We start from the raw sequence: 25248 nt of genomic DNA, 5'->3' as shown, positions 1-25248 counted from the left end.
CAATGAAGCGGCCATGTTGCGGTTTTGTGGCATTCTTCGCACGAACCGCGCCCCCCGTTGCCGTCTGCGCCATCCTCCCCCTTGCAAATTCGTAATGTTTGCCGACATTGGCGGCCATGAAAGCCGCCCCCCTGCTGATTCTGTTGCTTCTTTCCCTGGCTGGCTGCGGCGTGGAGCAGGCGCAGCCGGCGCCGGTGACGGCCGATGACCGATGGGGCCATCTGCCACCTGACCCGGAGCGATTGCAGCAGGCCGAACGCGCGGCGGCCCTGCCAAGCTGAGCCACACGCCTGCTGCAAAGCGGCAGGGTTGCGCCATTGGCGACCTGTGGCATCCTCCCGCCATCCTGGGAGATCGAAATCATGCATGATCTGGTCATTCGCGGCGGCACCATCGTTGATGGCAGCGGCAATCCACGCTTTACCGGCGATATCGCCGTGGATGGCGGGCGCATCACGGCGGTGGGCAGCATCACGGCGAAAGGCCACGAGGAGATTGATGCGGCGGGCCTGATCGTCACGCCCGGCTTTGTCGACATCCACACCCATTATGACGGTCAGGCGACGTGGGATTCGGAAATGGCGCCCTCGTCATGGCACGGGGTGACCACCGTGGTGATGGGCAATTGCGGCGTCGGCTTTGCGCCGGCCAAGCCCGAAAAGCACCAGTGGCTGATCGGCCTGATGGAAGGGGTGGAGGATATCCCCGGCACCGCGCTGGCCGAAGGCATGACCTGGGATTGGGAGACGTTCCCCGAATATCTCGACGCGCTGGAAAGGCGGCCGCGCACCATCGATGTCGCCACCCATGTGCCGCATGGCGCCGTGCGCGCCTATGTGATGGGCGAGCGCGGGGCGCGCAACGAAAAGCCGACCGAGGACGATATCGCCCAGATGGCCGAAATCGTCGCGGAAGGCGTGAAGGCCGGCGCGCTCGGTTTCTCGACCAGCCGCACCATCCTGCACAAGTCGATCGACGGCGAACTCGTGCCTGGCACGACCGCCGAGAAGGACGAGTTGATCGCCATTGGCCGCGCCATGGGCAAGGTGGGCCACGGCGTGTTTGAAATGGCCAGCGATCTGCGCCGCGAGTGGGATGAATTTGGCTGGATGGCCGAGATGAGCCGCGAGACCGGCCTGCCGGTCACCTTCGCCATGCTGCAGTCGATCGCCAAGGAACTGCCGTGGGAAGAGCAGATGAGCGAGACAGCGCGCGCCAATGCCGAGGGCGCCAACATCGTCGCCCAGATCGCCATTCGCGGCAACGGCATATTGATGGCCTGGCGCGGCACCGTGCACCCGTTCAAGTTCAAGCCCAGCTGGCAGGCGATCGAGCCGCTGGCGTGGGAAGAGCAGTGGGCGCATCTCACTGATCCGGCCTTCAAGGCGAAGCTGCTGGCGGAGGAGAATATCTGGCCCGAAACCGATGTGCTGCCGCTCTTGATGGCGGTCGCCATGGGCTGGCAGCTGCAGTTCGAAATGACCGATGCCTTCAATTACGAGCCCACCCAGGACGAGACAATCTGGGCGATGGCCAAGGCCGCCGGCAAGGACCCGGCGGAATACGCCTATGACCTGCTGTGTCGCGGTGATGGCACCGGCTTCATCTATTTCCCGATCCTGAACTATGCCGATGGCAACCTGGATTTCGTGAAGGGCCTGCTGCACCGCGACGACGTGGTGATCTCGCTATCCGACGGTGGCGCCCATTGCGGCACCATCTGCGATGCCGCCAGCCCGACCTATCTGCTGCAACATTGGGTGCGCGACCGGGCGCGCGGCACCGTGACCCTGGAAAACGCCATCCGCCGCCAGTGCCACGACACGGCCAAACTCTATGGCCTCCACGATCGCGGCCTCATCGCGCCGGGTTACCTCGCCGATTTCAACATCATCGATCTGGATCGGCTGCAACTGGGCAAGCCATGGCTGGCCTTCGATCTGCCGGCCGGCGGCAAGCGCCTGCTGCAACGCGCCGATGGCTATGTGTGCACGATCAAGAATGGGCATGTCACCTTCCGCAACGGCCAGATGACCGGCGCCCTGCCCGGCGGCCTGATCCGCGGCCCGCAGGCCGCCCCGGCCACTGCCGCACTGGCCGCAGAATGATGCGCCCCGTCGCCGCCGCCCTGCTGCTCACCACGGCAGCCTCCGCCCAGGACGCGCCGCCCCCAAATATTCCCCTGGGCGTGTACAGCGAGGCACGTTCGCTGCCAGGCCTCACCGCGCCGGGCGAGATCATCATCGATCGTGCCGGCATTCCGCATATCTATGCCGCCAACGCCCGCGATGGTTTCTTCCTGCAGGGCTATGCGGTGGCGCGCGACCGGTTGTGGCAGATTGATCTGTGGCGCAAGCGCGGACTGGGCCGGCTGTCGGCCAGTTTCGGCCCGCAGTTCGTGGCGCAGGATCGCGCCGCCCGGCTGCTGCTCTATCGCGGTGACATGGCCGCCGAGTGGGCCGCCTATCCGGCCGCGGCCAAGGGCTGGACAGAGGCCTTTGCCGCCGGGATCAACGCTTATATCGCCGATGTCGAAGCCGGCCGGCAGAAACTGCCGATGGAGTTCACCGCCACCGCCAGCCGCCCCGAACGCTGGAGCGCCGACGATGTGGTGCGCATCCGTTCCAACGCGCTGACCCGCAACATCCCCGACGAAGTCGCCCGCGCCCGCGCCCTGTGCGGCGGCGACCTGAAATATGAACCGCTGCGCCGTGAACTGGCGCCGGCCCACAATGTCACCATCCCCAAAGGCCTGGACCCCTGCAGCATCCCGGCCAACGTGCTCGACGATTATGCGCTGGGCACCGGCGATGTGCGTTTCGATGGCCAGAAAATGGTTGTCGCCAGCCTCGATCCGGAAGCCCAGGAAGGCAGCAACAACTGGGTGATTGGCGCGGCGCGTTCGGCCACCGGTCGGCCGATCCTGGCCAATGATCCGCACCGCGCCCACGCCGTGCCCAATCTGCGCTACCTCTCCCACATCGACACGCCGGAGCTGAAGATCGCCGGCTCCGGCGAACCGGCGCTGCCCGGCGTCAGCTTTGGCCACAATGAGGATGTGGCCTGGGCGCTGACCATCTTTGCCATCGATCAACAGGATCTGGTGGTGAACCCCAAGGGAACGAAGTTTTCGCAAGTGCGTGAGACGATCGACGTGAAGGGCGAAGCGCCGCGCGAAGTGGTGCTGCACTTCACCGATGACGGGCCGATCATCCATGAAGACCTCGCCAGCGGCCGCAGCTTTGCCCTGCGCGCCACCTGGAGCAAACCCGGCGCATCGGCTTATTTCAATGCCACCTGGGCCTTCACTGCGCGCAATTGGGACGAATTCCTGACCACCCGCAATCATTGGGGGGCGCCGCCGCTCAACCTGCTGTTTGCCGCGCGCGATGGCGATATCGGTTGGGCACCCAGCGGCTTCGTGCCGATGCGGGCCGCTGGCGACGGGCTGTTGCCGGTTCCGGCTGGTAAGACTCATCGCTGGACCGGGCTGCTGGATGCGAAGCTGATGCCGGTGTCACACAATCCGCCCCAAGGCTGGTTTGCCACGGCGAACGAGATGAACGTGCCGGCCGGCTATCCACATCTGCTCGGCCTGGAATGGGCCGACCGCAGCCGCATCACCCGCATTTCCGAAGTGATCGCTGCCAAGCCCAAGTTCAGCCTGACTGATGCGATGGCGCTGCAGAATGACGCCACGTCCGCCATGGCCCGCCGTGCCGTGGCGTTGCTGAAGGGCCTGTCCGGCCGCAACGACGATGAACGCGGCGCACTGGCACTGCTCAGCGGCTGGGATGGCCATGAAGGGCCGGATTCAGCGGCAGCGGCGCTGTATGAGGTCTGGGCGGCGCGCCACCTGCCGATGGCGGCGGTGAAGGCCATCGTGCCGGACGACAAGCGCGAGAATTTCGGCCGCACCAGTATCGGCAATGTGCTGCCTGTGCTGGAGAATGGCGCCTTGCTTGGCCCCGATCCGAAAGCGCTGCGCGAAACGATCCTGCTGGGCTCGCTGGGTACTGCCTATGTCGAAGCCAAAAAAATGTTCGGCCCCGATCCCGCGCTCTGGCGCTGGGGCGCGCTGCATGTGGCCGATTTCAAGCCGGCGCTTGGCATCGCGGGGCGCAGCGCCGAACGCCGGGCAGGCCCGCTGCCCATCGGCGGCAGCGGCTCCACGCCGATGGCGATGGGCAGTGGCAGCGACTTCCAGCTCGTGTCCGGCGCGTCAGTGCGCGTCGTGCTCGACGTGGGCGCATGGGACAACAGCATGGCGATCAACACACCCGGTCAATCCGGCGACCCCGCCAGCCCGCATTACCGCGACCTGTTCCCGCGCTGGGCCACCGGCAATTACGTGCCCTTCGTCTGGAGCCGCCCGCGCGTGCTGCAGGAAGCCGAACGCATCATCAGCGTGACGCCTTAGTCCCCGCCCCCATCCACGCCGCCACTGCCACCATGTCGTCCAGGCTGAGCTGGTCGGCGATGGGCTGCATCGTCTCCGCGCCCGGATCAGTGCGGGCACGATTGCGGAAGGCCAGCAGCTGGCGGACGATATAGCTGGGTGATCGGCCCGGCCCCCAACCGCCCAGCATCTGCGCGTGGCACGCCATGCAGCCCAGTTCGGCGGCGATGCGACGGCCACGCGCAATGCTGCCCGGCGGCACATAGGCGGTGCTGCGGCCGCGCGGATTGTGGCGAAGGGAGTCCTCGGGCCGGTCCATCAGCTCGACGATGCGCCCCGAAATGGGTTCGGGCGGGCCGGGCACGCGCTCCCATACCAGCCCGGCGGCGCGCACCCTGGGCACCATCGCCGCCTCCCGCACCCGAATCAGGCTGCGATAACGCAGCTTGCTGTAATAGTTTGCCAGTTCAGCCACCTCGGCCTCGCTCACCTGCCCGGCAACGCGTGTCATGCTGTTGTTGGGGATATAGCCCGGCTGCGCCGCCTTGCGCTGGCCGCTGCGAAAAGCGGCGAACTGGGCGATGACATAATCGGCGTTCAGCCCGGCGATGCTGATATTCTGCGGATGCCCGACCCCATTGACCATGTGGCAATAACCGCAGGCAAATTCGCCGGCTTTTGCTTTCAGCACTCGTGCCGGTGGCGCAGGCTGATCTGCCGGAAACCAGTTCACCGTCTGGGCGCGGTCATGCAGGATCGCGGCGTCCACTGTCACCCGGCTACCCGGCACGCTTATGGGCGCATGCGACGCGGGCGACTCAGCCGCCATGTTCTGCGGATAGAGCCAGGCCGGCGGTGCGATGGCGACGGCGGCGGCCGCAAGCATGATGATGGGCATCGGCTTTCCCCCCGACTTGCCTGGCGGAGAAAATGCCGGCTTTTCGGGCGCAATTCAATGGCCGTTGATCGCCTGCCAGACGGCAACAGCTGCCAGCGCGGCCGTATCGGCACGCAGGATGCGTGGGCCAAGGCTGACGGGAACCGCGCCGGGGTGCGCACGGATGGCGTCGCGTTCCGGCGAAGTGAAGCCGCCTTCCGGGCCGATCAGGATGGCGGCCGGGGCAGGACAACGGGCAAAGGCGGCGGCCATGGCGTCGCCGCCGGTTTCATCGGCAAAGATCAGCGCGCGGTCCGCCGGCCAATGCTTCAGCAGCTGCGCCAGCGACAATGGCGCCGGCAGCTCCGGCACGGCGGTGCGGCCGGATTGTTCGGCAGCCTCGACCAGATGCGCGCTCAGCCGTTCCAGATTGGGCTTGTCCACCACCGTGCGCTGGGTCGTCACAAGTTGCAGCCGCGCCACGCCCAGTTCGCAGGCCTTTTCCACCAGCCAGTCGATGCGGCCCTTCTTCAGTGGCGCCGCGCACAGCCACAGATCGGGCACCTGTTCCTGCGGCGCGCTTTGTCGTTCGGCGATCAAGGTGACGGCCTTTTTGGCCACAGCCGAAACCCGCGCCGCCCATTCGCCGTCGTGGCCATTGAACAGCCGCACCATGTCGCCGGGCTGGCGGCGCATGACGCTGCCCAGATAATGGGATTGCGGCGCATCCAGCGTGATCGCCGCGCCCGCCGACAGCACAGCCTGTACAAACAGGCGCGGTGTGGTTGACAAGCTGCGGTCGAATTCGCTCATGGGCTTCGTGGTTACGCCGCCTGCCCCCACCAACGCAACGCCAGACGCGGTCAAGAGCTGGATCGATCTGCTGCCGGCGGGTGCGCAGGCCTATGCCCGCCTCGCCCGGCTCGACCGGCCGGCCGGCACCTGGCTGTTGTTGTGGCCGTGCATCGCCGGGCTGGCGCTGGCCGGCGGCCTGCAACGCGCGCCGTGGCTGATCGCGTGGTTCGCCCTTGGCAGCCTCGCCATGCGCGGCGCTGGCTGCGTGTGGAACGATATCGTTGATCGCGATCTTGATGCCCAGGTGGAGCGCACGCGTGATCGCCCGGTCGCTTCGGGCCGCATCTCGGTAAAGGCCGCGCTGGCCTTTGCGGTGGCGCTGTCGCTGATCGGCCTTGTCGTGCTGCTGCAGTTGCGCGGGCTGGCCCAGGTCGTGGCGCTGGCCAGCCTGCTTCCGGTCGCTGCCTATCCCTTCATGAAACGCATCACCTGGTGGCCGCAGGCCTGGCTGGGCCTGACCTTCAACTGGGGCGCACTGGTGGGCTGGACGGCGGTGGCACCCGTCGAAGCCCCGGCGATGTGGCTGTTGTGGGCCGGCGGCATCGCCTGGACGCTGGGATACGACACGATCTACGCGTTGCAGGATATCGAGGATGATGCACTGGCCGGCATCAAATCCTCCGCCCGCGCGCTGGGGCCGAAGGCGCGGGCCGGCGTCGCGGGCTTCTATGCGCTGGCGCTGATCCTGTGGGCAGCGGCGCTGTGGCTGGTCGCCGGGCAGGCGCTGGCGGTGCTGGCGCTGCTGCCGCTGGCGGCACAGCTGGGCTGGCAGGTGGTGAAGCTGGCCGACACGGCGCCGGCCAACGCGCTGATCCTGTTCCGCTCCAACCGGCTGGCCGGGGTGCTGTGGGCAGCGGCCTGTGCGTCGGTGGGATTGGCCTGAATGCAGCTGCGGACCTGTTCCGGATTGGATACAGGCCCGCGCGCTTCTTTGGGACCCGGCGACGGGCTGGCCCACCCATCACCCGCGCCGGACGAACGCTGTAATCGCACGGCACCGGGCCGGCGCATTGCATGGATTCGACAAATCGCCGCGATGATGGGCCCCTGTTGATTGGGCCGTGACAGGGGCAGATCATCTCCCTACATCTGGGCCATGCTTTCCCCTGATGACGCTCTCACCCGCCTTGATGCCGCCCTTGCCGCCGCCCGCGCAGCCGGGGCCGATGCTGCCGATGCGCTTTATGTTGGCGATGGTTCCACCTCGATTTCGGTGCGCCTTGGCCAGTTGGAAGACATCGGCCGTGCCGAAGGCGAGGAAATCGGCATCCGGGTGTTCGTCGGCCAGCGTTCGGCCAGCGTTTCTTCTTCCGACCTGACGGCCGCCGCCCTGCAGGAAGCGGCGATGCGCGCCGTGGCCATGGCCCGCCTGGCGCCGGAAGACCCCTATGCCGGCCTCGCTCCCGAAGACCGGCTGGCGCACGGCCCCCTGCCCGAACTGGACGTGGATGATCCCACCGAGATCAGCGCCGCTGCCCTGAAAGACCGGGCGCTGGAATGCGAGGACGCCGCGCGCGCCATTGCTGGCGTCACCAACAGCGAAGGCGCCGGTGCTGCCGCTGGCACGGTGGTGATGGCGCTGGCGACATCGACGGGCTTTCGCGGCGGCAAGCGTTCCACCAGCCACAGCCTTTCGGCCAGCGTGGTGGCCGGCACCGGCAGCGACATGCAGCGCGATTATGCCTGGCACAGCGCCCGCCATCTCGCCGATCTGGAATCCGCCGCCGAAATCGGCACTCGCGCTGGCCAGCGTGCCGTGCAGCGCCTGGGCCCGATCAAGCTGCCCAGCGGGGCGATGACCGTGCTGTTTGATCCGCGCGTGTCGTCCACCTTGCTTGGCCACCTGGTCGGCGCCGTCACCGGCAGCGCCATTGCCCGCGGCACCAGCTTTCTGAAAGACAAATTGGGCCAGGCCATCCTGCCTGCCGGCCTGTCGCTGATCGATGACCCGCTGCGCCGCCGCGGCCTCAGGAGCCGGGCCTTTGATGGCGAGGGCCTGCCCGCTGCCCGCACCGCCATCATCGAAAATGGCGTGCTCACCACCTGGCTGATGGATGCCGCCAGCGCCCGGCAATTGGGCCTGGCCCCCACCGGCCACGCCAGCCGCGGCACTTCGGGGCCACCCGGAGCCGGCACCACCAATCTGCACCTGGAAGGCGGCACCGCCACGCCGGCTGAACTGATGGCCGACATCAAGCAGGGCATATTGGTCACCGAATTGATCGGCATGGGCGTCAACGGCCTCACCGGTGATTACAGCCGGGGGGCCAGCGGCTACCGGATCGAAAATGGCGAGATCACCGGGCCCGTGGCCGAAATCACCATTGCAGGCAATCTGCTCGACATGTTTGCCCGGCTGGTGGCCGCCAATGATCTTGCCTTCCGTCATGCCAGCAACGCGCCGACGCTGCGCATCGATGGCATGATGGTGGCAGGCAGTTGACGCCGCACACACCTTCGCTGCGCGATGCCGATCTGGCCCTGGCGGCCGAGATCGTGGGCAACGCCGGCCGCATCGCCATGGCGCATTTCGGCACCGCCACGGCGCGCTGGAACAAGGCCGACGGTAGCCCGGTGAGCGCGGCCGACATGGCGGTGAACGAATATCTGAAGGGCGTGATCGCGGCTGCCCGCCCCGATGATGGCTGGCTGTCGGAAGAATGCCCGGACAGCGAGGATCGCTTGTCCCGCGGCCGGGTCTGGGTGGTTGATCCCATCGACGGCACCCGCGATTTCCTGCGTGGCCGCACCGGCTGGGCGGTATCGGTGGCACTGGTCGAAAATGGCGCGGTTGTCGCTGCCGTGCTGGGCGCGCCGGCACAGGATCGCATCTATGCCGCAGGCGCTGGGCGCGGCGCGACGCTGAATGGCAAACCGCTGCGCGTGTCGGCGCTGAACACGCTGGATGGCGTGCGCCTGCCCATCGATCAGGCCAATATGGCCGCCGCCTATTGGCCCTCCCCCTGGCCCGGCGCGGCGGTGACCAAGCCCAACAGCCTGGCGCTGCGCATGGCCATGCTGGCGGCAGACGAAGCCGATGCCTGGGTGGAAGGTCGCAGCGTTGGCGAATGGGATGTGGCGGCCGCAAGCCTGATCCTCAGCGAAGCCGGCGGCACGCTCACCGATCGCCGCGGCGAGGCGCTGCGCTTCAACCAGCCCACGCCACTGGTCCACGGCCTTGCCGCCGCCACCCCGGCCCTGCACGGCGAAGTGCTGGCCCGGCTTGATCATGCGCTCAAATTGTTCGCGGCGCGCCGGCGCGGTCTGGCTGCCTGATTTCACGGGCTTGCGCCGCTGCAGCCATCACCGCACTGTGCGGCGCGCCCTGAGGACGGACAATGGCTGAACCACTGAAACGCCGCACGCTTGCCGCCTTTGCCGCGCCATGCCTGCCGCTCACCGGCGTCGGCTTGCCGCTGGTTGTCTATCTGCCGCCTTATTATGCCAGCACGCTTGGGCTGGACCTGGCGCTCACCGGCATCCTGTTCTCTGCCGTGCGCTGGATCGATCTGCCACTGGATGTGGTGTTCGGCCACTGGATTGACCGCACCAAGACCCGGTTCGGGCGGTTCCGGCCCTGGATGGTGATCGGTGGCCTGGTGATGATGATAGGCCTGGCGCTGGTCTTCTTTGCCGAACCCGGGCTCAGCCCGCTGCGCGCCTTTGCCGGCCTGCTGCTGATGTACAGTGGCTATTCGGCGGCCCAGGTGGCGCATACCAGCTGGGGCCAGGCGCTCTCCACCGATTATCATGAACGCAGCCGCATCTTTGGCTGGTGGCAGGGTTTCAACATGGTGGCGCTGCTCAGCCTGCTGGCAGTGCCGCCCCTGATCAACGCGCTGGGGCCACGCTGGGGGCTGGAGCCCTCGTCGGCGCTGGGCGTGCACGCCATGGGCTGGGTGCTGCTGGCGCTGATGCTGCCTGCCCTGTTTGCCGTCTCGGCCGGGGTACCCGATGGTGCGCCGATCCATGCCAGTCCGCACGGTTGGGGCGATGTGAAGAACGCGCTGAAACGGCCCTTGTTGCAGCGGCTGATGCTGATCGATCTGCTTGCCAGCCTGCCCCCCGGCTTTGGCGGCGCACTGCTGGTGTTCTTTTTCGAAGCGGCGCGCGGCTTTTCGGTCAACGAGGCGCGGCTGCTGTTGCTGTTCTATTTTGCTGCCGGGTTGATCGGTGCACCCTTGTGGGGCTGGGTCGCCCGCCGCACGTCCAAGCATATGGCCGTGGCCTGGGCGATCGGCAGCTATGCCGTGCTGCACGTCGCGCTGGTGCTGGCGCCCAACGCCGGTTTCTGGGTGGCCGCTGGCGGCATGTTGCTGGCTGGCATTCCGGCCGTGGCCCCGCCCTTCCTGGTGCGCGCCATGTTGGCCGATGTGACCGATGCCGAAACACTGGCCACCGGCCGCAGCAACGCCGGGCTCTATTATGCCGTCCTCGTGGGTGTGCAGAAGATCGGCTACGCAATTCCCGTCGGCCTTGCCTATATCGTGCTCGATCTGGTCGGTTTTGATGCCAAGCTGGGCGCTGGCAACACGCCATCCGCCATCGATGGGTTGGTGCTGCTGTTCCTGCTGCCGCCCACGATCTGCGCGCTGGGGGCGGCCTGGCTGGCCCGGGGCTGGACCATCGACCGCGATGCCCAACAGCAGATCATTGCCGAGCTGCACGGCAGATGAGCTTGGCGGTCGGCATCATCGGCGCCGCGCGGGTCGCGACCTATGCGATGATCGCCCCGGCCCGGGCGCGCGATGATGTGGTGGTGGCCGCTGTCGCCGCCCGTGATGCCGATCGTGCCGCCGCCTACGCCGCCACCCATGGTATCCCCCGCAGCTTTGGCGACTATGCCGCCATGGTGAATGATCCCGGCATCGACGCCATCTACGTTGCCACCCCACCGGCCTTTCATCTGGAACAGGCCCGCCTCGCGATCCGGGCCGGCAAGCCGGTGCTGGTCGAAAAACCCTTCACGCTGAACAGTGAAGAGGCTGAAATACTGCTGGCCGAAGCGGCCGCGGCCGGTGTGCCGATGGTCGAAGCCCAGCACAGCCGCTGCCACGCCCTGTGGCGCGTGGTGCAGCAGGCGCTGCCGGCCATCGGGCCAATTCAGCAGCTCGAAGCCTGGTTCGACGCGGCGGTGAAGACCGATGACGATGAATTCCGCTGGCAGGCCAGCCTGGGCGGCGGCGCCCTGATGGATCTGGGCGTCTATCCGCTGACCTGGGTGCGCGCCATCGCTGGCGAACCACTGGCAGTGATCGCGGCGCAATTCCGCCAGCAGCGCGCGGCCGATGCGGCCTTTTGCGCGCACCTCGCCATGCCCGGCGGGGTGATTGCCGTGGTGCGCGCCGACATGGCGGCCCCCTTCGGAGCGGAGTTGGTCATCACCGGCCGCGACGGCCGCATCATCGTCGACAATCCGCTGGCCCCGCAGCGCGGCGGCCATGCCATCAGGCTGGAGCAGGCCGCCGGCACCAGCGTGCTGACCAGCCCCGCCGATCCCGGCAGCTATGATGTGCAGCTGGCGGCGTTTGTCGCCCATGTCACCGGCGGCGCGCCATGGCCGCTGCCCACCGACGACCCGCTGCGTTCCATGCAGGCCATCGATCTTGTCCGTAACCACTTCAACCAGGAGAAACCAGATGAAGCTCTATGACAGTATCGGCCCCAACCCGCGCGTGGTGCGTATGGCGATGGCGGAAAAGGGCATCTCGCTGCCCAGCGAGACCATCGACATCATGGCCGGCGTCAATCGCAGCGGCGACTATATCAAGAAGGTGCCGGCCGGCAGCACCCCGGCGCTGGAGCTGGATGATGGAAGCATCGTCAGCGAAATCACCGTGATCGCCGAATATCTGGAAGAGATTCACCCCGCTCCCGCCATCATCGGCAGCACGCCGGAAGAGCGCGCCGAAACACGGCGGTGGGTGCGTATCATCGATCTGGGCTATTGCGAAACCATGGCCAACGGTTTTCGCGCGACGCAGGGCCGGCCGATGTTCGAACCGCGTTTCCCGATCATGTCGGAAAGCGGCGGCGAGGAGCTGAAGGCACTGGCGGCCAAGAAGCTGGCCTGGCTCGATGGGCTGATGAAGGGCGAATTCGTCTGTGGTGACCGCTTCACCCTGGCCGACATCCTGCTGTTCTGTTTTGTCGAGTTTGGCGCACAGGTGGGCCAGCCGCTGCCGGCCGGCCTCACCTGGCTGCCGGCGTGGCGCGACCGCGTGGCTGCCCGGCCTTCTGCCGCCGCCTGAGGAACGCTGCCCGGCGCGTCAGATTTCGATCAGCGCGTCGGGCAGTTCGTTCACATCGCCAGCCTGCACCGGCAGATGCGCGGCCAGCACCGCGCCAGCGCGTTCGATCGCCGTCACCAGCCCGTCGGCGGCGCGGCCTGCCTTGATTCCGGCGATCAGCGCCGCGATGGTGTCGGCCCATTCGTCGGCTGCCACCCGGGTGAACACCGCTTCATCGGCGATCACCTCGGCCACATGTTCGGCCTCATCAAGATAGAGCAGCACGCCAGTGCGCCCTTGCGTGGCGGTCAACCCGCGCGCCCGGAACTGCATCATCGCGGCATGATGCACCCGATCCCGGCGCAGGCCGCGCGGGGTGAGCGCGCGGTCCAGCTGCAGCCCGGCTACCAGCGCCAGCGTGGCGACAAACACCAGCGCCTGCACGGCGGCAAAGCCCTCGATGCCGTGCACCTCGCGGGTGGCGCCATCCAGTGCGTCCCAATCCGGGAACAGCAAGGAAGGCGTCCATCCGGCCAGCACCGCCAAGAACGGCAAGGTGAAGGCCGCCAGCACCGCCGTTGCCAGCATCGTCGCAGCATAACGGTGCGCACGTGTGTTGATGATCACCACGATTTCGCCGGCCGTACTGGCTTCGGCAGCGGCGATGGCCGCCGCGATGCGGGCGCGATCGGTATCGTTGAACAGCATCACCAGTCTCCCGAAGCGCCGCCGCCGCCGAAGCTGCCGCCGCCGCCCGAAAAGCCGCCAAAACCGCCGCCGCCACCGCCGCCCCAGCCCGAGCTGCCGCCACCGCTCCAGTTGCCGCCGATGCCGGGGCCCCACACGATCACCGGGCCACGACGTCGGCCGCGCGAGCCGCGGCGCGAGGCGATGATGATCCAGACGATGATGATGATCAGCCAGACCAGCGCGCCCCAGCCGGGACTGTCGCCTTCATCGGCGCTGGCGGCCTTGGCCTGGGCGGCAAAGGCCGCCTGTTGATCGGGCGGCAATTGCAGCAGCGCAATCAGTTCATCCGCGCCGGCAACGATCCCGCCCGCCATGTCGCCCGCCTTGAAGCGCGGCACGATCGCCTGCCGGATGATGCGGATGGAAACCGCGTCTGTCAGCACGCCTTCCAGGCCATAGCCAACCTCGATGCGCAACTTGCGCTGCGCCGGCGCGATCAGCAGGATGGCGCCATTGTTGGTGCCCTTCTGGCCGATGCCCCAGGCCCGGCCGAGCTGATAGCCATATTCATCAATCTCATAGCCCTGCAGATCGGGCACGGTCGCCACCACCAGCTGGGTGCCGGTCGTGTCTTCCAGCGCCTTCAGCTTCGCCTCCAGCGCTGCCGCCGTATCGGCTGGCAACACCCCGGCCGCATCGCTGACGCGGCCGGTGAGTTTCGGGAAGATCGGTTCAGCCGCTGCCGGTAGCGCCGTGAACAGCGCCCACAGCGCCGCCAGCAGCAGCGTGATGGCCGGCAGGGTCGTCCGGCGAAGTGCCGTCATTGCTTGTCCTCCCCGAACGGGGGGTTTCAGAATTTCACCTCGGGCGCCTTGTCGGCGTTGACCGTCGTGGCCTTGAACGGCGCGATCGGCTGCGCACCATAAACCACCTTGGCCGTGATCAGCGACGGGAAGGTGCGGATCTCGGTGTTATAATCCTGAACGGCCATGTTGTAATCGCGACGGGCAACCGCGATGCGGTTTTCGGTGCCTTCCAGCTGGCTCTGCAGCTGCAGGAACTGCTCGTTGGATTTCAGCTCCGGATATTTTTCCACTGTCACCAGCAGTCGGCCGAGCGACTGGCTGAGCGCGCCTTGCGCCTGTTCGAACTGCGCCAGCTGCGCCGGGTCGGTAAGCTTGGTGGGATCAACCGTCACCTGGGTGGCGCTGGCGCGCGCCTTGGTCACGCTTTCCAGCACGTCCTTTTCCTGCGCGGCATAGCCCTTGACCGTCGCGACCAGATTGGGGATCAGGTCAGCCCGGCGCTGATACTGGTTTTCCACATCGGCCCATTTGGCCTTCACTGCCTCTTCCTTGGCGGGGATGGTGTTGACGCCGCAGCCCGACAGCAGCAGCGCAGTACCGGCCAGCGCAGCCAGTGCAGCGGGACGACGAAGGGCCTTGGTCATGGAAAAAGTCTCCAGTGGCAGCGGCTTGCGCAGGCCGCGGTTTGTGGCAGAGTGCAGTGGATCGTTGCGCATTGCTGACCACAAGATAATGCGCCTGCGGGCTTTTCAACAGGGGAGTAAGGAAATCATGCTGCAGGAATTCAAGGCCTTCATCGCGCGCGGCAATGTGCTTGATCTGGCCGTGGCCGTGATCATCGGCGCTGCCTTTGGTGCGGTGGTCACCAGCTTCACCGAAGACATGGTGATGCCCATCATTGGCCTCGTTTCGGGCGGCGCCGATTTTACCAGCCTGTTCGTGGTGCTGGGCGACATTCCGGCTGACTACAAGGGCAGCCCTACCGATTATGAAGCACTGAAGAAGGCCGGCGTGCCCCTGTTCGGCTATGGCAAGTTCGTCACCGCCTTCATCAACTTCATCATCATCGCCTTTGTCATCTTCCTGATGGTGAAAGCCGCCAACAAGGCGATGGCCAAGCCGGCCGAAGCCCCTGCCGAACCGCCGGGCCCGACGCCCAGCGAAGTGCTGCTGGCCGAAATCCGCGATGAACTGAAGAAGGGTCACGGTTGATCAACCAGCTCGCGGACCTGCTGGATTGGGTGCCGCTGCCCGCCATCCCGGCGGTGCTGCTCGGCATCTTCTTCCTCGCCGCCGAAGCCGGCTTCTTCTGCCACCGTTGTTTTGGCGGCAGTGGCGGCGGCGAGGATGAAAGCCAGGTCCTCTCCACCGCGCTGCTGGTGCTGGCGCTGCTGTTGGGTTTCACCTTCTCGATGGCGCTTGATCGCTATGATGAGCGCCGTCAGCTGGTGGTGCAGGAAGCCAACGACATCGGCACGGCCTGGCTGCGTGCCGGGCTGCTGCCGGCACCGCAGGGCCCTCAGCTGCAATCCGCACTGGCCGATTATGCCCGCATCCGGGTGAACAGCCCGCTGCCGCACGAAACCGCCCGGCTGGCTCATGCCTCGGCTTTGCGGAGCCGGGTGTGGAGCCTGACTTCAGCCGCCCAGGCCAGCCTCGATGGACCGCGCGCGGTCAACCTGGTCAGCGCCGTCAATGCGGTGCTGGATACCGGCACCCAGCGCGAGAAGGCGGTGGCGGCCCGCGTGCCCGGTGAAGTCATGCTGCTGTTGGTCGGTTTCTCCGCCGTCGCCTGCTTCCTGCTCGGCTATGTGCTCGATGCCCATGGCCACCGCCACCGCTTTGCCTCGGGCATATTGTTTCTGCTGATGGGCCTTACCATCATGCTGATCCTCGATCTCGATCGGCCGGCCGATGGCGCCATCCTGATCGATCAATCGGCGATGGAGACGCTGGTTGCCAGTCTTGCACCGGCTGCTGGCTAACGGCAGGATGAAGGCATGCGTGCCGCCCTGCTCCTGCCCTTCGTTCTCCTCGCCATCGCCGGCTGCCGTGAGCAGCGCCAGCAACTGGGCCAGGCCATGAGCGGCAGGCCGCCCGTGATCGCCGGCAGCCTGGAAGGCGAATGGCAGATTGCGGATCTCAACGGCGGCGGGCCGGTTGCGGGTGGCCGCCTGATGTTCGATCCCGGCGATCACGGCACCAGCCGGCTTTCGGGCACGGCCGGCTGCAACCGCTTCAACGGCAACTGGAAACAGGATGGCGCCGTGCTGCAACTGGGGCCGATGGCTGCCACGAGGATGGCCTGCCCGCCGCCTGCCATGGCGATCGAACAGCGGGTGCTGGCGCTGCTGGAAGCGGCAAACAGCGTGATCTACCTGGCCGATGGCGCCGCCATCCTCGCCACGCAGGATGGCCGCAAACTCACCTTGCGCAAGCCAGCGCAGCCCTGATCAGGCGGCGACGCGATCCACTGACAGATCGGCCAGCGTGGTGTTGTCGAGAATATCCGCCGTCTGTTCGCGCACCACCAGCATCACCTTGCGGATCACGCAGGTGGTTTCCTCGAAACAATCATCGCAGCGCTGATAGGCCGAAAGCGACACGCAGGGGACCAACGCCAACGGACCTTCGATCAGGCGGATGATCTCGCCGAAACTGATCTGGCTGGCCGGGCGCGCCAGGCGATAGCCGCCCATCTTGCCGCGATAGCTGTTCACCAGGCCGCCATTCTTCAGGTCGAGCAGGATCGCCTCCAGAAATTTGCGCGGCAGTTTCTGATCGGCGGCGATCACCGAAATCGGCACGGGGGCAACCCCACCCGACTGGGCGATGAAGATAAGCGCGCGAAGCGCGTAACGGGAACGCTGGGTGAGCATGACGAACGCTATCTCCTATGCATCAGCAGGGATTAGCTGCCAAGCCAAATGGCCGTGCCAGATGCAGGATCTCGCGACAAAATGAATGCCGATTATTGGCAATATTCACCATCTATTCGCGCTATCCGCATCCGCTGTCATGCATATGCAATACGGAATCTCCCCTAAGCCATTGATATTTCAAAATGCGATTTTTTCCGTTCACTTGGCACGGGCTTTGCAAAGCTGTTGGCATCGGCAGCCGGATGGTCCGGCCGCTGAAACAGACAAGAGGTCCCCCATGTTCGCTTCTGCCCAGAATTTCACCCGCAACCTTGTCGGCGCTGCCGGCACCCTGTTCTTTGCCGGCCTGTGCGTCGTCGGCGCCACCGCCACCCCGGCCAACGCCCAGGTCGCCTACAGCGTGAACGAAGCCGGCCAGCGCGTGGCCTATGTGTCCTACGCTGACCTCAACCTGGGTTCGACCGACGGCCGTGCCCGCCTGGAAAGCCGCCTGCGCCATGCCGCCAAGAGGGTTTGCCAGGGCTCCGGCGAAAATCCGCTGGCCGTGGCGCAGGAATATCGCTGCTACAGCGAGGCGCTGAAGGCCACCCGCAATGCGACGATGGCCGCCATCGAAGCGGAAAAGCTGGCCGCCTGATCGGCTGACGAAACGGCGGGTTTGGGCAGGGGCCGTCCTTGCCCGCCGATCCGGCCGGTGGCGCACCCGATAGCCCCCAACAGGGTGCGCCCCGCCCAAAGAGCCCCCAATCTTCAGCTCCCACGAGCTCCGATGCGCCTCTCTTGCCCCTCTCGGGGCGCATCGCGACGGTGCCGCCCGGCGAGATCCATCCCTCGACGCCGGGCGGCACTTTATTTTCAGGCGCAGCACGTCATGATGCGCCATGCGCCTGCTCCTGCTCAGCCTCGCCCTCCTGACCGCCCAGCCCGCCGCGGCCATCCGCGCCCGCGACACCGGGATCGCGCCGGGCCCAATGCCCACCGGGCTCCTCAACGCCATCACCGATGTGCCCGGCGTGCTGGTGGGCCAGATCACCCTTGATCGCGGTGAGACGATCCGCACCGGCGTCACCGCCATCCTCCCCCACGGCGGCAATCTCTTTGCCGACAAGGTGCCCGCCGGCATGGTTGTCGCCAACGGCTTTGGCAAGTTGATGGGCCTCAGCCAGGTGCGCGAACTGGGCGAGATCGAAACGCCGATCCTGCTCACCAACACGCTGAACGTGCCGGAAGCCGCCGCTGCCATCATCGAACATACGCTGGGCCAGCCAGGCAACGAGGGCGTGCGTTCGGTCAACGCCGTGGTTGGCGAGACCAACGATGGTGGCCTGAACGACATCCGCGCCCGCGCCGTCACCGTCGCCGACGCCCGCCGCGCCATTGCCGAGGCAAGGCCAGGCCCCGTGGTGGAAGGCGCTGTCGGCGCCGGGCGCGGCACGATTGCCTTTCGCTACAAGGGCGGCATCGGCACCGCGTCGCGGCGCACACCGGAAGGCTTCACCGTCGGCGTCATAGTGCAGAGCAATTATGGCGGCCGGCTGATCCTCGGCGGCGTGCCCATCCCGCCGCCGCCAGCGAAAACAGCGGCCCGTGTATCCGCGGATGGTTCGATCATGATCGTGGTGGCCACGGATGCGCCGCTCTCCGACCGCAATCTCACCCGGCTCGCGGCCCGCGCCATGGCCGGCCTCGCCCGCACGGGTTCTGCGTTCAGCAACGGCTCCGGCGACTATGCCATCGCCTTCTCCACCGCCGAAGCCGTCCGCCGCACCGCCGCCCGCCGCGCCACCACGACGGCCTATCCGGAAATCGGCAACGAGGCGACCACGCCGCTGTTCATCGCCGCTGCCGACGCGACGGAGGAAGCGATCGCCAACAGCCTGCTCGCCGCCGAAACCGTCAGCAGCCGCGACCCGGCCACCGGCGAGACACGACAGGCGGTGGCGGTCGATCCAGCACTGGTGAAGCGACTGCTCAGCCGGCGTTAAACGTCCAGATTGGCGACGTTCAGCGCGTTTTCCTGGATGAAGCTGCGGCGCTCTTCCACCACGTCGCCCATCAGTTTCGCAAAGATGTCGTCGGCGTCCGCCGCTTCGTCCACGTCCACGCGCAGCAGGGTGCGGGCAGCGGGATCGAGCGTGGTTTCCCACAATTGTTCGGCGTTCATTTCGCCAAGGCCCTTGTAGCGCGCGATGGCGAGGCCCTTGCGGCCCACATCGAGCACGGCGGCGAGCAGATCGGCGGGGCTGGTGATGCGGGTGCTGCCCAGCATCGCGGGCGACGCATAGGTGGCGGCTTCCTGCCCGGCCAGCGCAGCAAGGCGCGGCGCTTCCGGCGACGACAGGAAGGCGCCATCGATGACGTGATAATCCGTCACCCCGCGCCATTCCCGTTCTGCCTGGTAACCACCATCGGCGCTGAGGATCACCTTCCACAGGCCGCCATCGGTTTCCGACGCATTGAGCCACGCCGCCGCCTTGGCCGCGGCGCCGGCATCTGCCGTTTCCAGCGCGCCATTCAGGGCCAGCGCCTCGATGACAAGCGCCGGATAGCGCCGCGGTACATAGGCCATCAGGGCGCGCATGCGGCGGGCATGATCAACCAGCGCCGCCAGATCCGCGCCGGAACGCGGGCCGCTGCTGGTGGTCAGCACCAGGCTGCCGGTGCCGGTTTCGACCAGATAATCCTCCAGCGCGGCATGATCCTTGAGATAGACTTCCGACCGCCCACGCGTGACCTTGTAGAGCGGCGGCTGCGCGATGAAGAGATGCCCGGCCTCGATCAGCGACGGCATGTGGCGGAAGAAGAAGGTGAGCAGCAGCGTGCGGATATGGGCGCCGTCCACGTCGGCGTCGGTCATGATGATGACCTTGTGATAACGCAGTTTTTCCAGGCTGAATTCCGGCCCGATGCTGGTGCCCAGCGCCTGGATCAGCGTGCCGATCTCGCGGCTGGCCAGCATGCGATCGAGCCGGGCGCGTTCGACGTTCAGGATCTTGCCGCGCAGGGGCAGGATGGCCTGGTTCTGGCGGTTGCGGCCATTCTTGGCGCTGCCGCCGGCGGAATCGCCTTCGACGAGGAAGAGTTCGGATTTCGCCGGATCGCGCTCCTGGCAATCCGCCAGCTTGCCGGGCAGCGACGAGATGTCGAGCGCGCCCTTGCGCCGCGTCAGATCGCGCGCCTTGCGCGCGGCTTCGCGGGCGGCGGCGGCATCGATGATCTTGGCCACGATGGTCTTGGCGTGGGCCGGGTTTTCCTGCAGCCACACGTCCAGCCGGTCGGCCATCAGGCTTTCGAGCGGCTGGCGCACTTCGGAGGAGACGAGCTTGTCCTTGGTCTGGCTGCTGAACTTGGGATCCGGCAGCTTCACCGACACGATGGCAGTCAGCCCTTCGCGCATGTCGTCGCCGGTCAGGCTGACCTTTTCCTTCTTCAACAGGCCCGAGCCTTCCGCATATTGGTTGAGCGTGCGGGTGAGCGCGGCACGGAAGGCGGCGAGGTGGGTGCCGCCATCGCGCTGCGGGATGTTGTTGGTGAAGCAGAGAACCTGCTCGTAATAGCTGTCGTTCCATTCCAGCGCGACATCGATGCCGATATCATTGGCCTGGCCGGTGATGGCGATGGGATTGGGGATCAGCGGCGCCTTCGACTTGTCGAGGAACTTCACGAAGGCCGCGATGCCGCCTTCATAGAAAAGATCGACCGACTTGCCCTCGGCATGGCGGGCATCGGTGAGCACGAGGCGCACGCCGCTGTTAAGGAAGGCCAGTTCGCGAAACCGGTGTTCCAGCTTGGCAAAATCGAAATCGATGAACTTGAACGTGCCCAGCGACGGGAAGAAGGTGACGCGGGTGCCGCGCTGGCCATTCGACGGCCCGCGCACGGCCAGCGGCGCCTGCGCGTCGCCATGGTGGAAGCGCATCCAATGTTCTTCGCCGTCGCGCCAGATGGTCAGCTCCAGCCATTCCGACAGGGCGTTGACCACCGAGACGCCCACACCGTGCAGGCCGCCCGACACCTTGTAGGCATTGTCATCGCTATTGTTGAATTTCCCGCCTGCGTGCAGCTGGGTCATGATCACTTCGGCCGCCGACACGCCTTCTTCGGCATGGATGCCGGTGGGGATGCCGCGGCCATTGTCGGTGACGCTCACGCTGCCATCGGCGTTCAGCACGATGTCGATGCGGTCGCAATAGCCGGCCAGCGCCTCGTCGATGGCGTTGTCCGACACTTCGAACACCATGTGGTGCAGGCCCGAGCCATCGTCGGTATCGCCGATATACATGCCCGGGCGCTTGCGCACCGCGTCGAGGCCGCGCAGCACCTTGATGCTGTCGGCGCCATAATCGTTGATCTGGGCAGGATTCGGATTGTTGTCGGTCAACGCAGCAGCCTTGGGATGGGATTTGTGCCCAAGGCTATAGTGACTCCCGCGCGCGCGTGCGAGGGGAAATGCGCGCTCAACCGCCCAGCACGCCGCGCAGCCGGCGGTGTCCGGCCGGGGCCCGTTTCTGGCGCTGCTGCTGCGCCAGCCAGGGCAGCGCCTCCTCGGCCAGCATCGGCCTGGCAAAGAGATAGCCCTGCACAGCGGTGCAGCCATGCACGATCAGAAAGCGGCGCTGGCTTTCGCTTTCCACCCCTTCGGCGATCACCTCCAGCCCGAGGCCGCGACCCAGCCCGATCAGGGTGCGGGCGATCAGGCCATGTTCGCCGTCGCTGTCGATGGCACGGGTGAAGCTGCGATCGATCTTGATCCGGTCCACCGTGAAGGTGGTGAGGTGCGAAAGCGAGGCATAACCGGTGCCGAAATCATCCATGGCCAGCGTGCAACCCATCGCCCGCAGCGATTCCAGCGTGTGGCCGATACGCGCGATCGAGCGATCGAGCAGCACGGTTTCCGTCACCTCGATTTCCAGCCGGCTGGCCGGCACGCCGTGGCGGGCCAGGCTGCGCTTCACCGTGTCGAGGAAATCATCGGCCAGCAGTTGCGCGGTGGAAACATTGACCGCCAGATGCCCCGGCTCCAGTCCGGCGGCCAGCATGGCGGCAAAGCCGGCCAGCGCCGCTTCCATCACCTGCGCGCCCAGCGGCTGGGCCAGGCCCACATCCTCGGCCAGCGGCACGAATTCGGCCGGCGGCACCCATTCCCCTTCGTGGTGCCAGCGCGCCAGGGCCTCGAAACCCATCACGCTGCCATCGGCGAGGCGCTGCTGCGGTTGCAGGGCGGCCACCAGTTGTCGCCCGGATATGGCCTGGCGCAGCGCATCGGCCAGCCGTGTGCGACGCATCACCCGGTTGGCCAGTTCCGCCCCGAACAGGACATGGCGAGCGCGGCCCTGGCGCTTGGCATCCAGCAGCGCGGCATCGGCATTGCCCAGCAATTCGCGCGGCCCGCAACCCTTGGCTGGGAAAGGTGCAATGCCCACCGAAAAGGACGGCGCATAACGGTTGGCGCCCAGCCGCATCGGCCGGCGCAGGCGGGCGAGCAGCCGATTGGCAAAGGCCTGCACCTCTGCCGGCGTGGAAACCCCGTGCACGATCAGCGCAAACTCGTCGCCCGACAGGCGCGCCGCCACATCACCGGGACGCAAGCTGCGCTTCAACCGCCGGCCCACGAGGCGCAGCAGCATGTCGCCGGCGGCATGGCCCAGGCTGTCGTTCACCGCCTTGAAGAAATCGACATCGAACAGCACCAACAGGCCCGAAGGGCCGATATCGGGCAGGCCTCCCAGCTGCTGCATCAACACCTCGCGGTTGGCCAGCCGGGTCAGTGCATCTTCCTCGGCCCGGCGGCGCAGTTCGCGTTCGGCGCGCATCAGCGGTGTCACGTCAGTGCGGATCGAAACGATGTTGCCGCTTTCCGAAATCGCCGTGCTGGCCTGCATGAACTTGTCATCGCGCAGGTGAAAGACGCGGTTATACCCCTTGGCGCGATGCCGGCGCAGATAATCCGATACCCAGGCCCGCCGCACCTCGGGCGGATCGTCGGCGCGCACTTCCGGCACATAATGATTGGCCAGCACCTTTCTGGTGATGATATCGGCCAGTCGCTCGCCCATCACCATATACTGGCGGTTGCCGGGCAGGATGTCGCGATAGCTTTCGTTGACCAGGATCAGCCGTTCATCACGGTCATAAACCGAGAGCGCCGCCGGAATGCCGGTGATCACATCGCGCAGAAGGGTTTCCGTGCGCGAGCGCAAGTCCAGTTCCCGCGCGGCCCGGGCGGCGGCCTCGTGCCGGGCCGTGATGTCCTCGAATGTGCCGATCAGGCTGGTGGTGCGCGCCTTGCCGGAATCGGCCAGCCGCCCGCGCGCGCGAACATAACGCGGCTCGCCATCTGCACGGCGGATGCACAATTCCAGATCCCAGGCGGTCCCATCCTGCAGGGCGGCGGCAACGGCCGCACGGATGATCGGGCGGTGTTCCGGGATGTAGAAATCGACCGCCGTGTCGAGCGCAGGCACGAAATCGGGCGGAACATCGTGGATGGCACGGGTTTCAGCGCTCCACCAGAGTTGCCCGCTGGCATTGTAGTGCCAGGCGCCGATGCCGGCGACTTGCAATATGGGTTCGGCAGCGGCCAGCAGGCGCGGGCTGAGCGGACGTTCCCCGGCCGCTGGCGCAGGAAACGGCAGGCGCGTCCCAAGCGGCCAGCTGCTTTCCGACATGCAACAAATCTCCCGCTTGGCACCGACTCGCTCTAACGGCCAGGCAAGCGCCGGCTTTATCCGGGGGAGATTTGCCCGCCGATCAGCTGAAAACGGTGTGCCGGCGGGCGGTTGCCGGCCAGTTCGGCAAACAGTGCCGCATCAGTGCCGGTCATCCATGCCTGCACGCCCATGCCGCTCAGTCGTTCAAACAGGGCGGCGCGCCGGCTGGCATCGAGGTGGGCGGCAATTTCATCGAGCAACAGGATCGGCGGCTGGCCACTGCGCTGCGCCACCAGCGCGGCATGGGCCAGCACGATCGCGATCAGCAGCGCCTTCTGCTCACCGGTGGAGCAGGTCGCGGCCGGCATCGCCTTGCCGGCATGGGTGACGATCAGATCGGCACGGTGCGGCCCGTCGATGGCCCGCGCCGCTGCCGCGTCGCGGGCGCGGCCCCGGGCCAGCCGCGCCGCCAGATGATCGGCATCATTGCCAGCCAATGCGATCAGCGGCCGGGCAAAGGGCCCCTCGTCGCCGCCTGCCAGCGCTGCGGCGAGGGCTGCCACCATTTCGGCGCGGGCGGCCGCGATGACCGCGCCATGGTCGGCCATGTCGGCCTCCAGCCCGGCCAGCCACACCGGATCGGCGGGCGTATCGGCGGTGAGCAGCCGCGTGCGTTCGCGCATCGCTGCCTCATAGCGGTTGACGCGCTGGCCGTGGCCGGGATGCAGCGCCAGCACCAGCCGATCGAGAAACCGCCGCCGGCTGCCGGGGCTTTCGCTGAACAGCCGGTCCATCGCCGGGGTGAGCCACACCAGCGCCAGCCAATCGGCCAGTGCCGCCGCCGTGGCCGCTGCGCCATTCACCCGCACCAGCCGGCGTTCGGGCGCGGCAGCCGCCGTGCCGGTGCCGATCTGCACTTCCCCCTGCGGCGAGATCAGCGTTGCCGCCACGCTCCAGCCGCCCGGGCCATCCTGCCGCGCCGCATCCGACAGCGCTGCGCTGCGCAGGCCCCGCCCCGGCGCCAGCAGCGAGATTGCATCCAATATGTTGGTCTTGCCCGCGCCATTATCACCGGTGATCACGACCAGGCCCGGCCCGGTAGCGATGGTGGCGTGGGCATGGTTTCGAAAATCGGTCAGCGTCAGGCGGGTGATCGCCGTCACAGCATCAGCAGCCGATGCCGGCCATTGTCGAAACGATGATAGGGGATGGGCCGCGCCGGATCATCGAGCCGCGCCGCCACATCGGCCAGAATGGCCCTGGTGATGCTGGGCAGATCAAGCTGCGCCGCCTCTTCCCAGTCGAACCAGGCGATTTCGTCCAGTTCGCCGCAGCCGCTGCCGGGATCGAGGCTGACGAGATGATCCGCCTCCACCGTGAAGAAGCGGGCATCGAAACGGCGCGGCCGCACCGGCGGCGTGATGGCGCGGCCGACAAAGCGCAGGGGTTCCAGATGCGGCAGATGGCCGGTGGCGAGGAAATCGCGCCATTCCGGCGATTTCGTGCGGCCCGCGCCGGGCGCGCCCAGGACCAGGCCGGTTTCCTCGAACAATTCGCGCACGGCCGCCGCCGCCAGCGCCCGGGCCCGCCCCAGCGGCGCGGTGCGGCAGAGTGATGTCGCCGTTTCGTCGTGCAATTCGCTGGCGGCGGCCACGCGGAAATCAGCCGGGTGCAGCCGTCCGCCGGGGAAGACCCATTTGCTGGCCATGAACACATGGCCCTTCGCCCGCCGGCCCATCAGAACGCGCGGGGCCGGCCCGTCGCGGCGGATCACCAGTACGGTCGCCGCATCCTTGGGCCGCAACGAGCGGCCCTTGAGGATCGGTACATTGTCTTCATCAACCTGCATGTGGCCTCTC

The 25248-nt window shown here is 66.9% G+C and carries 24 protein-coding genes; 14 read left to right on the top strand and 10 right to left on the bottom strand.

The genetic code is table 11. The features are described 5' to 3' along the window. Positions 1-116 precede the first annotated feature (116 nt). From D619_RS17990 to D619_RS0101260, 3 genes are all read left to right on the top strand, one after another. Entirely contained in the window at positions 117-281 is a 165-nt protein-coding gene (locus tag D619_RS17990; RefSeq protein WP_017666746.1) for a hypothetical protein, read from the top strand. Between the two features lie 81 nt (positions 282-362). Continuing rightward, on the top strand, positions 363-2108 hold the full coding sequence (locus D619_RS0101265) for a D-aminoacylase (protein ID WP_017666745.1): 1746 nt from the start codon (positions 363-365) through the stop codon (positions 2106-2108). After that, on the top strand, positions 2105-4420 hold the full coding sequence (locus tag D619_RS0101260) for a penicillin acylase family protein (RefSeq protein ID WP_020480360.1): 2316 nt from the start codon (positions 2105-2107) through the stop codon (positions 4418-4420). Before D619_RS0101265 ends, D619_RS0101260 begins: the two co-directional genes overlap by 4 nt. Here the strand turns inward: D619_RS0101260 and D619_RS0101255 are convergent. Both D619_RS0101255 and D619_RS0101250 read right to left on the bottom strand, forming a co-directional pair. Next, the gene (locus D619_RS0101255; RefSeq protein ID WP_017666743.1) at positions 4404-5297 is read right to left on the bottom strand and encodes a hypothetical protein; all 894 of its coding nucleotides are present in this window, start codon (positions 5295-5297) and stop codon (positions 4404-4406) included. The two genes, D619_RS0101260 and D619_RS0101255, sit on opposite strands and share 17 nt — an antisense overlap. 54 nt (positions 5298-5351) lie before the next feature. Then, positions 5352-6089, bottom strand: coding sequence for a 16S rRNA (uracil(1498)-N(3))-methyltransferase (locus D619_RS0101250; protein WP_017666742.1), 738 nt, complete (start codon positions 6087-6089; stop codon positions 5352-5354). Between D619_RS0101250 and ubiA the strand changes: the two genes are divergently transcribed. From ubiA to D619_RS0101220, 6 genes are all read left to right on the top strand, one after another. Further along, entirely contained in the window at positions 6088-7014 is a 927-nt protein-coding gene (ubiA, locus tag D619_RS0101245; RefSeq protein ID WP_017666741.1) for a 4-hydroxybenzoate octaprenyltransferase, read from the top strand. The two genes, D619_RS0101250 and ubiA, sit on opposite strands and share 2 nt — an antisense overlap. A 213-nt stretch (positions 7015-7227) precedes the next feature. Then, positions 7228-8574: a TldD/PmbA family protein gene (locus tag D619_RS0101240; protein ID WP_017666740.1), complete on the top strand. Its 1347-nt coding sequence runs from the start codon at positions 7228-7230 to the stop codon at positions 8572-8574. Next, positions 8571-9407, top strand: coding sequence for a 3'(2'),5'-bisphosphate nucleotidase CysQ (locus D619_RS0101235; protein WP_017666739.1), 837 nt, complete (start codon positions 8571-8573; stop codon positions 9405-9407). The genes D619_RS0101240 and D619_RS0101235 overlap by 4 nt, the downstream gene beginning before the upstream one ends. A gap of 62 nt (positions 9408-9469) precedes the next feature. After that, positions 9470-10807 (top strand): MFS transporter, encoded by a 1338-nt coding sequence (locus D619_RS15205; protein WP_017666738.1) that lies wholly within the window; start codon positions 9470-9472, stop codon positions 10805-10807. Next, entirely contained in the window at positions 10804-11784 is a 981-nt protein-coding gene (locus D619_RS15200; protein WP_017666737.1) for a Gfo/Idh/MocA family oxidoreductase, read from the top strand. Before D619_RS15205 ends, D619_RS15200 begins: the two co-directional genes overlap by 4 nt. Then, positions 11771-12382 (top strand): glutathione S-transferase family protein, encoded by a 612-nt coding sequence (locus D619_RS0101220; RefSeq protein WP_017666736.1) that lies wholly within the window; start codon positions 11771-11773, stop codon positions 12380-12382. The genes D619_RS15200 and D619_RS0101220 overlap by 14 nt, the downstream gene beginning before the upstream one ends. 18 nt (positions 12383-12400) lie before the next feature. Here the strand turns inward: D619_RS0101220 and D619_RS0101215 are convergent, their stop codons facing one another. Genes D619_RS0101215 through D619_RS0101205 form a run of 3 tightly spaced genes read right to left on the bottom strand, consistent with a single transcriptional unit; the run spans position 12401 to position 14501 of the window. Beyond that, a complete protein-coding gene (locus tag D619_RS0101215) occupies positions 12401-13069 on the bottom strand; it encodes a hypothetical protein (protein WP_017666735.1) in 669 nt (222 codons plus the stop codon). Beyond that, positions 13069-13875, bottom strand: coding sequence for a TPM domain-containing protein (locus tag D619_RS0101210; RefSeq protein ID WP_017666734.1), 807 nt, complete (start codon positions 13873-13875; stop codon positions 13069-13071). The genes D619_RS0101215 and D619_RS0101210 overlap by 1 nt, the downstream gene beginning before the upstream one ends. Before the next feature lie 26 nt (positions 13876-13901). Beyond that, positions 13902-14501 (bottom strand): LemA family protein, encoded by a 600-nt coding sequence (locus D619_RS0101205; RefSeq protein WP_026090574.1) that lies wholly within the window; start codon positions 14499-14501, stop codon positions 13902-13904. A 127-nt stretch (positions 14502-14628) separates the two neighbouring features. Between D619_RS0101205 and mscL the strand changes: the two genes are divergently transcribed. The 3 genes from mscL to D619_RS17025 are packed head-to-tail and all read left to right on the top strand — an operon-like array spanning position 14629 to position 16310. After that, positions 14629-15069, top strand: a complete 441-nt coding sequence (mscL, locus tag D619_RS0101200) for a large conductance mechanosensitive channel protein MscL (RefSeq protein ID WP_017666732.1) — start codon at positions 14629-14631, stop codon at positions 15067-15069. Then, entirely contained in the window at positions 15066-15842 is a 777-nt protein-coding gene (locus D619_RS0101195) for a DUF4239 domain-containing protein (protein ID WP_017666731.1), read from the top strand. The genes mscL and D619_RS0101195 overlap by 4 nt, the downstream gene beginning before the upstream one ends. 15 nt (positions 15843-15857) lie before the next feature. After that, positions 15858-16310, top strand: a complete 453-nt coding sequence (locus D619_RS17025; protein ID WP_017666730.1) for an META domain-containing protein — start codon at positions 15858-15860, stop codon at positions 16308-16310. On the opposite strand, the gene D619_RS0101185 is transcribed toward D619_RS17025, so the two are convergent. Next, positions 16311-16736 carry an Rrf2 family transcriptional regulator gene (locus D619_RS0101185; RefSeq protein WP_017666729.1) on the bottom strand — a complete coding sequence of 142 codons (426 nt, stop codon included), beginning with the start codon at positions 16734-16736 and terminating at the stop codon, positions 16311-16313. Positions 16737-17016: 280 nt separating this feature from the next. Here D619_RS0101185 and D619_RS17985 point away from each other — a divergent pair, with 280 nt between their 5' ends. Both D619_RS17985 and D619_RS0101175 read left to right on the top strand, forming a co-directional pair. Continuing rightward, positions 17017-17376 (top strand): UrcA family protein, encoded by a 360-nt coding sequence (locus D619_RS17985; RefSeq protein ID WP_017666728.1) that lies wholly within the window; start codon positions 17017-17019, stop codon positions 17374-17376. Positions 17377-17620: 244 nt separating this feature from the next. Next, positions 17621-18724 (top strand): P1 family peptidase, encoded by a 1104-nt coding sequence (locus D619_RS0101175; protein ID WP_017666727.1) that lies wholly within the window; start codon positions 17621-17623, stop codon positions 18722-18724. On the opposite strand, the gene gyrB is transcribed toward D619_RS0101175, so the two are convergent. From gyrB to D619_RS0101155, 4 genes are all read right to left on the bottom strand, one after another. After that, entirely contained in the window at positions 18721-21120 is a 2400-nt protein-coding gene (gene gyrB, locus D619_RS0101170) for a DNA topoisomerase (ATP-hydrolyzing) subunit B (RefSeq protein ID WP_017666726.1), read from the bottom strand. The genes D619_RS0101175 and gyrB overlap by 4 nt on opposite strands. Before the next feature lie 76 nt (positions 21121-21196). After that, positions 21197-23407 carry a GGDEF domain-containing phosphodiesterase gene (locus D619_RS17020; RefSeq protein ID WP_017666725.1) on the bottom strand — a complete coding sequence of 737 codons (2211 nt, stop codon included), beginning with the start codon at positions 23405-23407 and terminating at the stop codon, positions 21197-21199. 56 nt (positions 23408-23463) lie between these two features. After that, positions 23464-24552: a DNA replication/repair protein RecF gene (recF, locus tag D619_RS0101160; RefSeq protein WP_017666724.1), complete on the bottom strand. Its 1089-nt coding sequence runs from the start codon at positions 24550-24552 to the stop codon at positions 23464-23466. Beyond that, complete coding sequence (locus tag D619_RS0101155) at positions 24549-25238, bottom strand: NUDIX domain-containing protein (RefSeq protein ID WP_017666723.1); 690 nt, start codon at positions 25236-25238, stop codon at positions 24549-24551. The genes recF and D619_RS0101155 overlap by 4 nt, the downstream gene beginning before the upstream one ends. Positions 25239-25248 lie beyond the last annotated feature (10 nt).

Source organism: Sandarakinorhabdus sp. AAP62, assembly GCF_000331225.1.
In the GTDB taxonomy this organism is placed as follows: domain Bacteria; phylum Pseudomonadota; class Alphaproteobacteria; order Sphingomonadales; family Sphingomonadaceae; genus Sandarakinorhabdus.
Note: the sequence above shows the minus strand (reverse complement) of the source record. Positions and strands in the feature narration are given on the sequence as shown.

Bases quoted from the DNA above. Each gene is read 5' to 3' on its own strand.
- D619_RS17990 (WP_017666746.1), top strand. From the start codon at position 117: ATGAAAGCCGCCCCCCTGCTGATTCTGTTGCTTCTTTCCCTGGCTGGC.
- D619_RS0101265 (WP_017666745.1), top strand. From the start codon at position 363: ATGCATGATCTGGTCATTCGCGGCGGCACCATCGTTGATGGCAGCGGC.
- D619_RS0101260 (WP_020480360.1), top strand. From the start codon at position 2,105: ATGATGCGCCCCGTCGCCGCCGCCCTGCTGCTCACCACGGCAGCCTCC.
- D619_RS0101255 (WP_017666743.1), bottom strand. From the start codon at position 5,297: ATGCCCATCATCATGCTTGCGGCCGCCGCCGTCGCCATCGCACCGCCG.
- ubiA (WP_017666741.1), top strand. From the start codon at position 6,088: ATGGGCTTCGTGGTTACGCCGCCTGCCCCCACCAACGCAACGCCAGAC.
- D619_RS0101250 (WP_017666742.1), bottom strand. From the start codon at position 6,089: ATGAGCGAATTCGACCGCAGCTTGTCAACCACACCGCGCCTGTTTGTA.
- D619_RS0101240 (WP_017666740.1), top strand. From the start codon at position 7,228: ATGCTTTCCCCTGATGACGCTCTCACCCGCCTTGATGCCGCCCTTGCC.
- D619_RS15205 (WP_017666738.1), top strand. From the start codon at position 9,470: ATGGCTGAACCACTGAAACGCCGCACGCTTGCCGCCTTTGCCGCGCCA.
- D619_RS15200 (WP_017666737.1), top strand. From the start codon at position 10,804: ATGAGCTTGGCGGTCGGCATCATCGGCGCCGCGCGGGTCGCGACCTAT.
- D619_RS0101220 (WP_017666736.1), top strand. From the start codon at position 11,771: ATGAAGCTCTATGACAGTATCGGCCCCAACCCGCGCGTGGTGCGTATG.
- D619_RS0101215 (WP_017666735.1), bottom strand. From the start codon at position 13,069: ATGCTGTTCAACGATACCGATCGCGCCCGCATCGCGGCGGCCATCGCC.
- D619_RS0101210 (WP_017666734.1), bottom strand. From the start codon at position 13,875: ATGACGGCACTTCGCCGGACGACCCTGCCGGCCATCACGCTGCTGCTG.
- D619_RS0101205 (WP_026090574.1), bottom strand. From the start codon at position 14,501: ATGACCAAGGCCCTTCGTCGTCCCGCTGCACTGGCTGCGCTGGCCGGT.
- mscL (WP_017666732.1), top strand. From the start codon at position 14,629: ATGCTGCAGGAATTCAAGGCCTTCATCGCGCGCGGCAATGTGCTTGAT.
- D619_RS17025 (WP_017666730.1), top strand. From the start codon at position 15,858: ATGCGTGCCGCCCTGCTCCTGCCCTTCGTTCTCCTCGCCATCGCCGGC.
- D619_RS0101185 (WP_017666729.1), bottom strand. From the start codon at position 16,736: ATGCTCACCCAGCGTTCCCGTTACGCGCTTCGCGCGCTTATCTTCATC.
- D619_RS17985 (WP_017666728.1), top strand. From the start codon at position 17,017: ATGTTCGCTTCTGCCCAGAATTTCACCCGCAACCTTGTCGGCGCTGCC.
- D619_RS0101175 (WP_017666727.1), top strand. From the start codon at position 17,621: ATGCGCCTGCTCCTGCTCAGCCTCGCCCTCCTGACCGCCCAGCCCGCC.
- D619_RS17020 (WP_017666725.1), bottom strand. From the start codon at position 23,407: ATGTCGGAAAGCAGCTGGCCGCTTGGGACGCGCCTGCCGTTTCCTGCG.
- D619_RS0101155 (WP_017666723.1), bottom strand. From the start codon at position 25,238: ATGCAGGTTGATGAAGACAATGTACCGATCCTCAAGGGCCGCTCGTTG.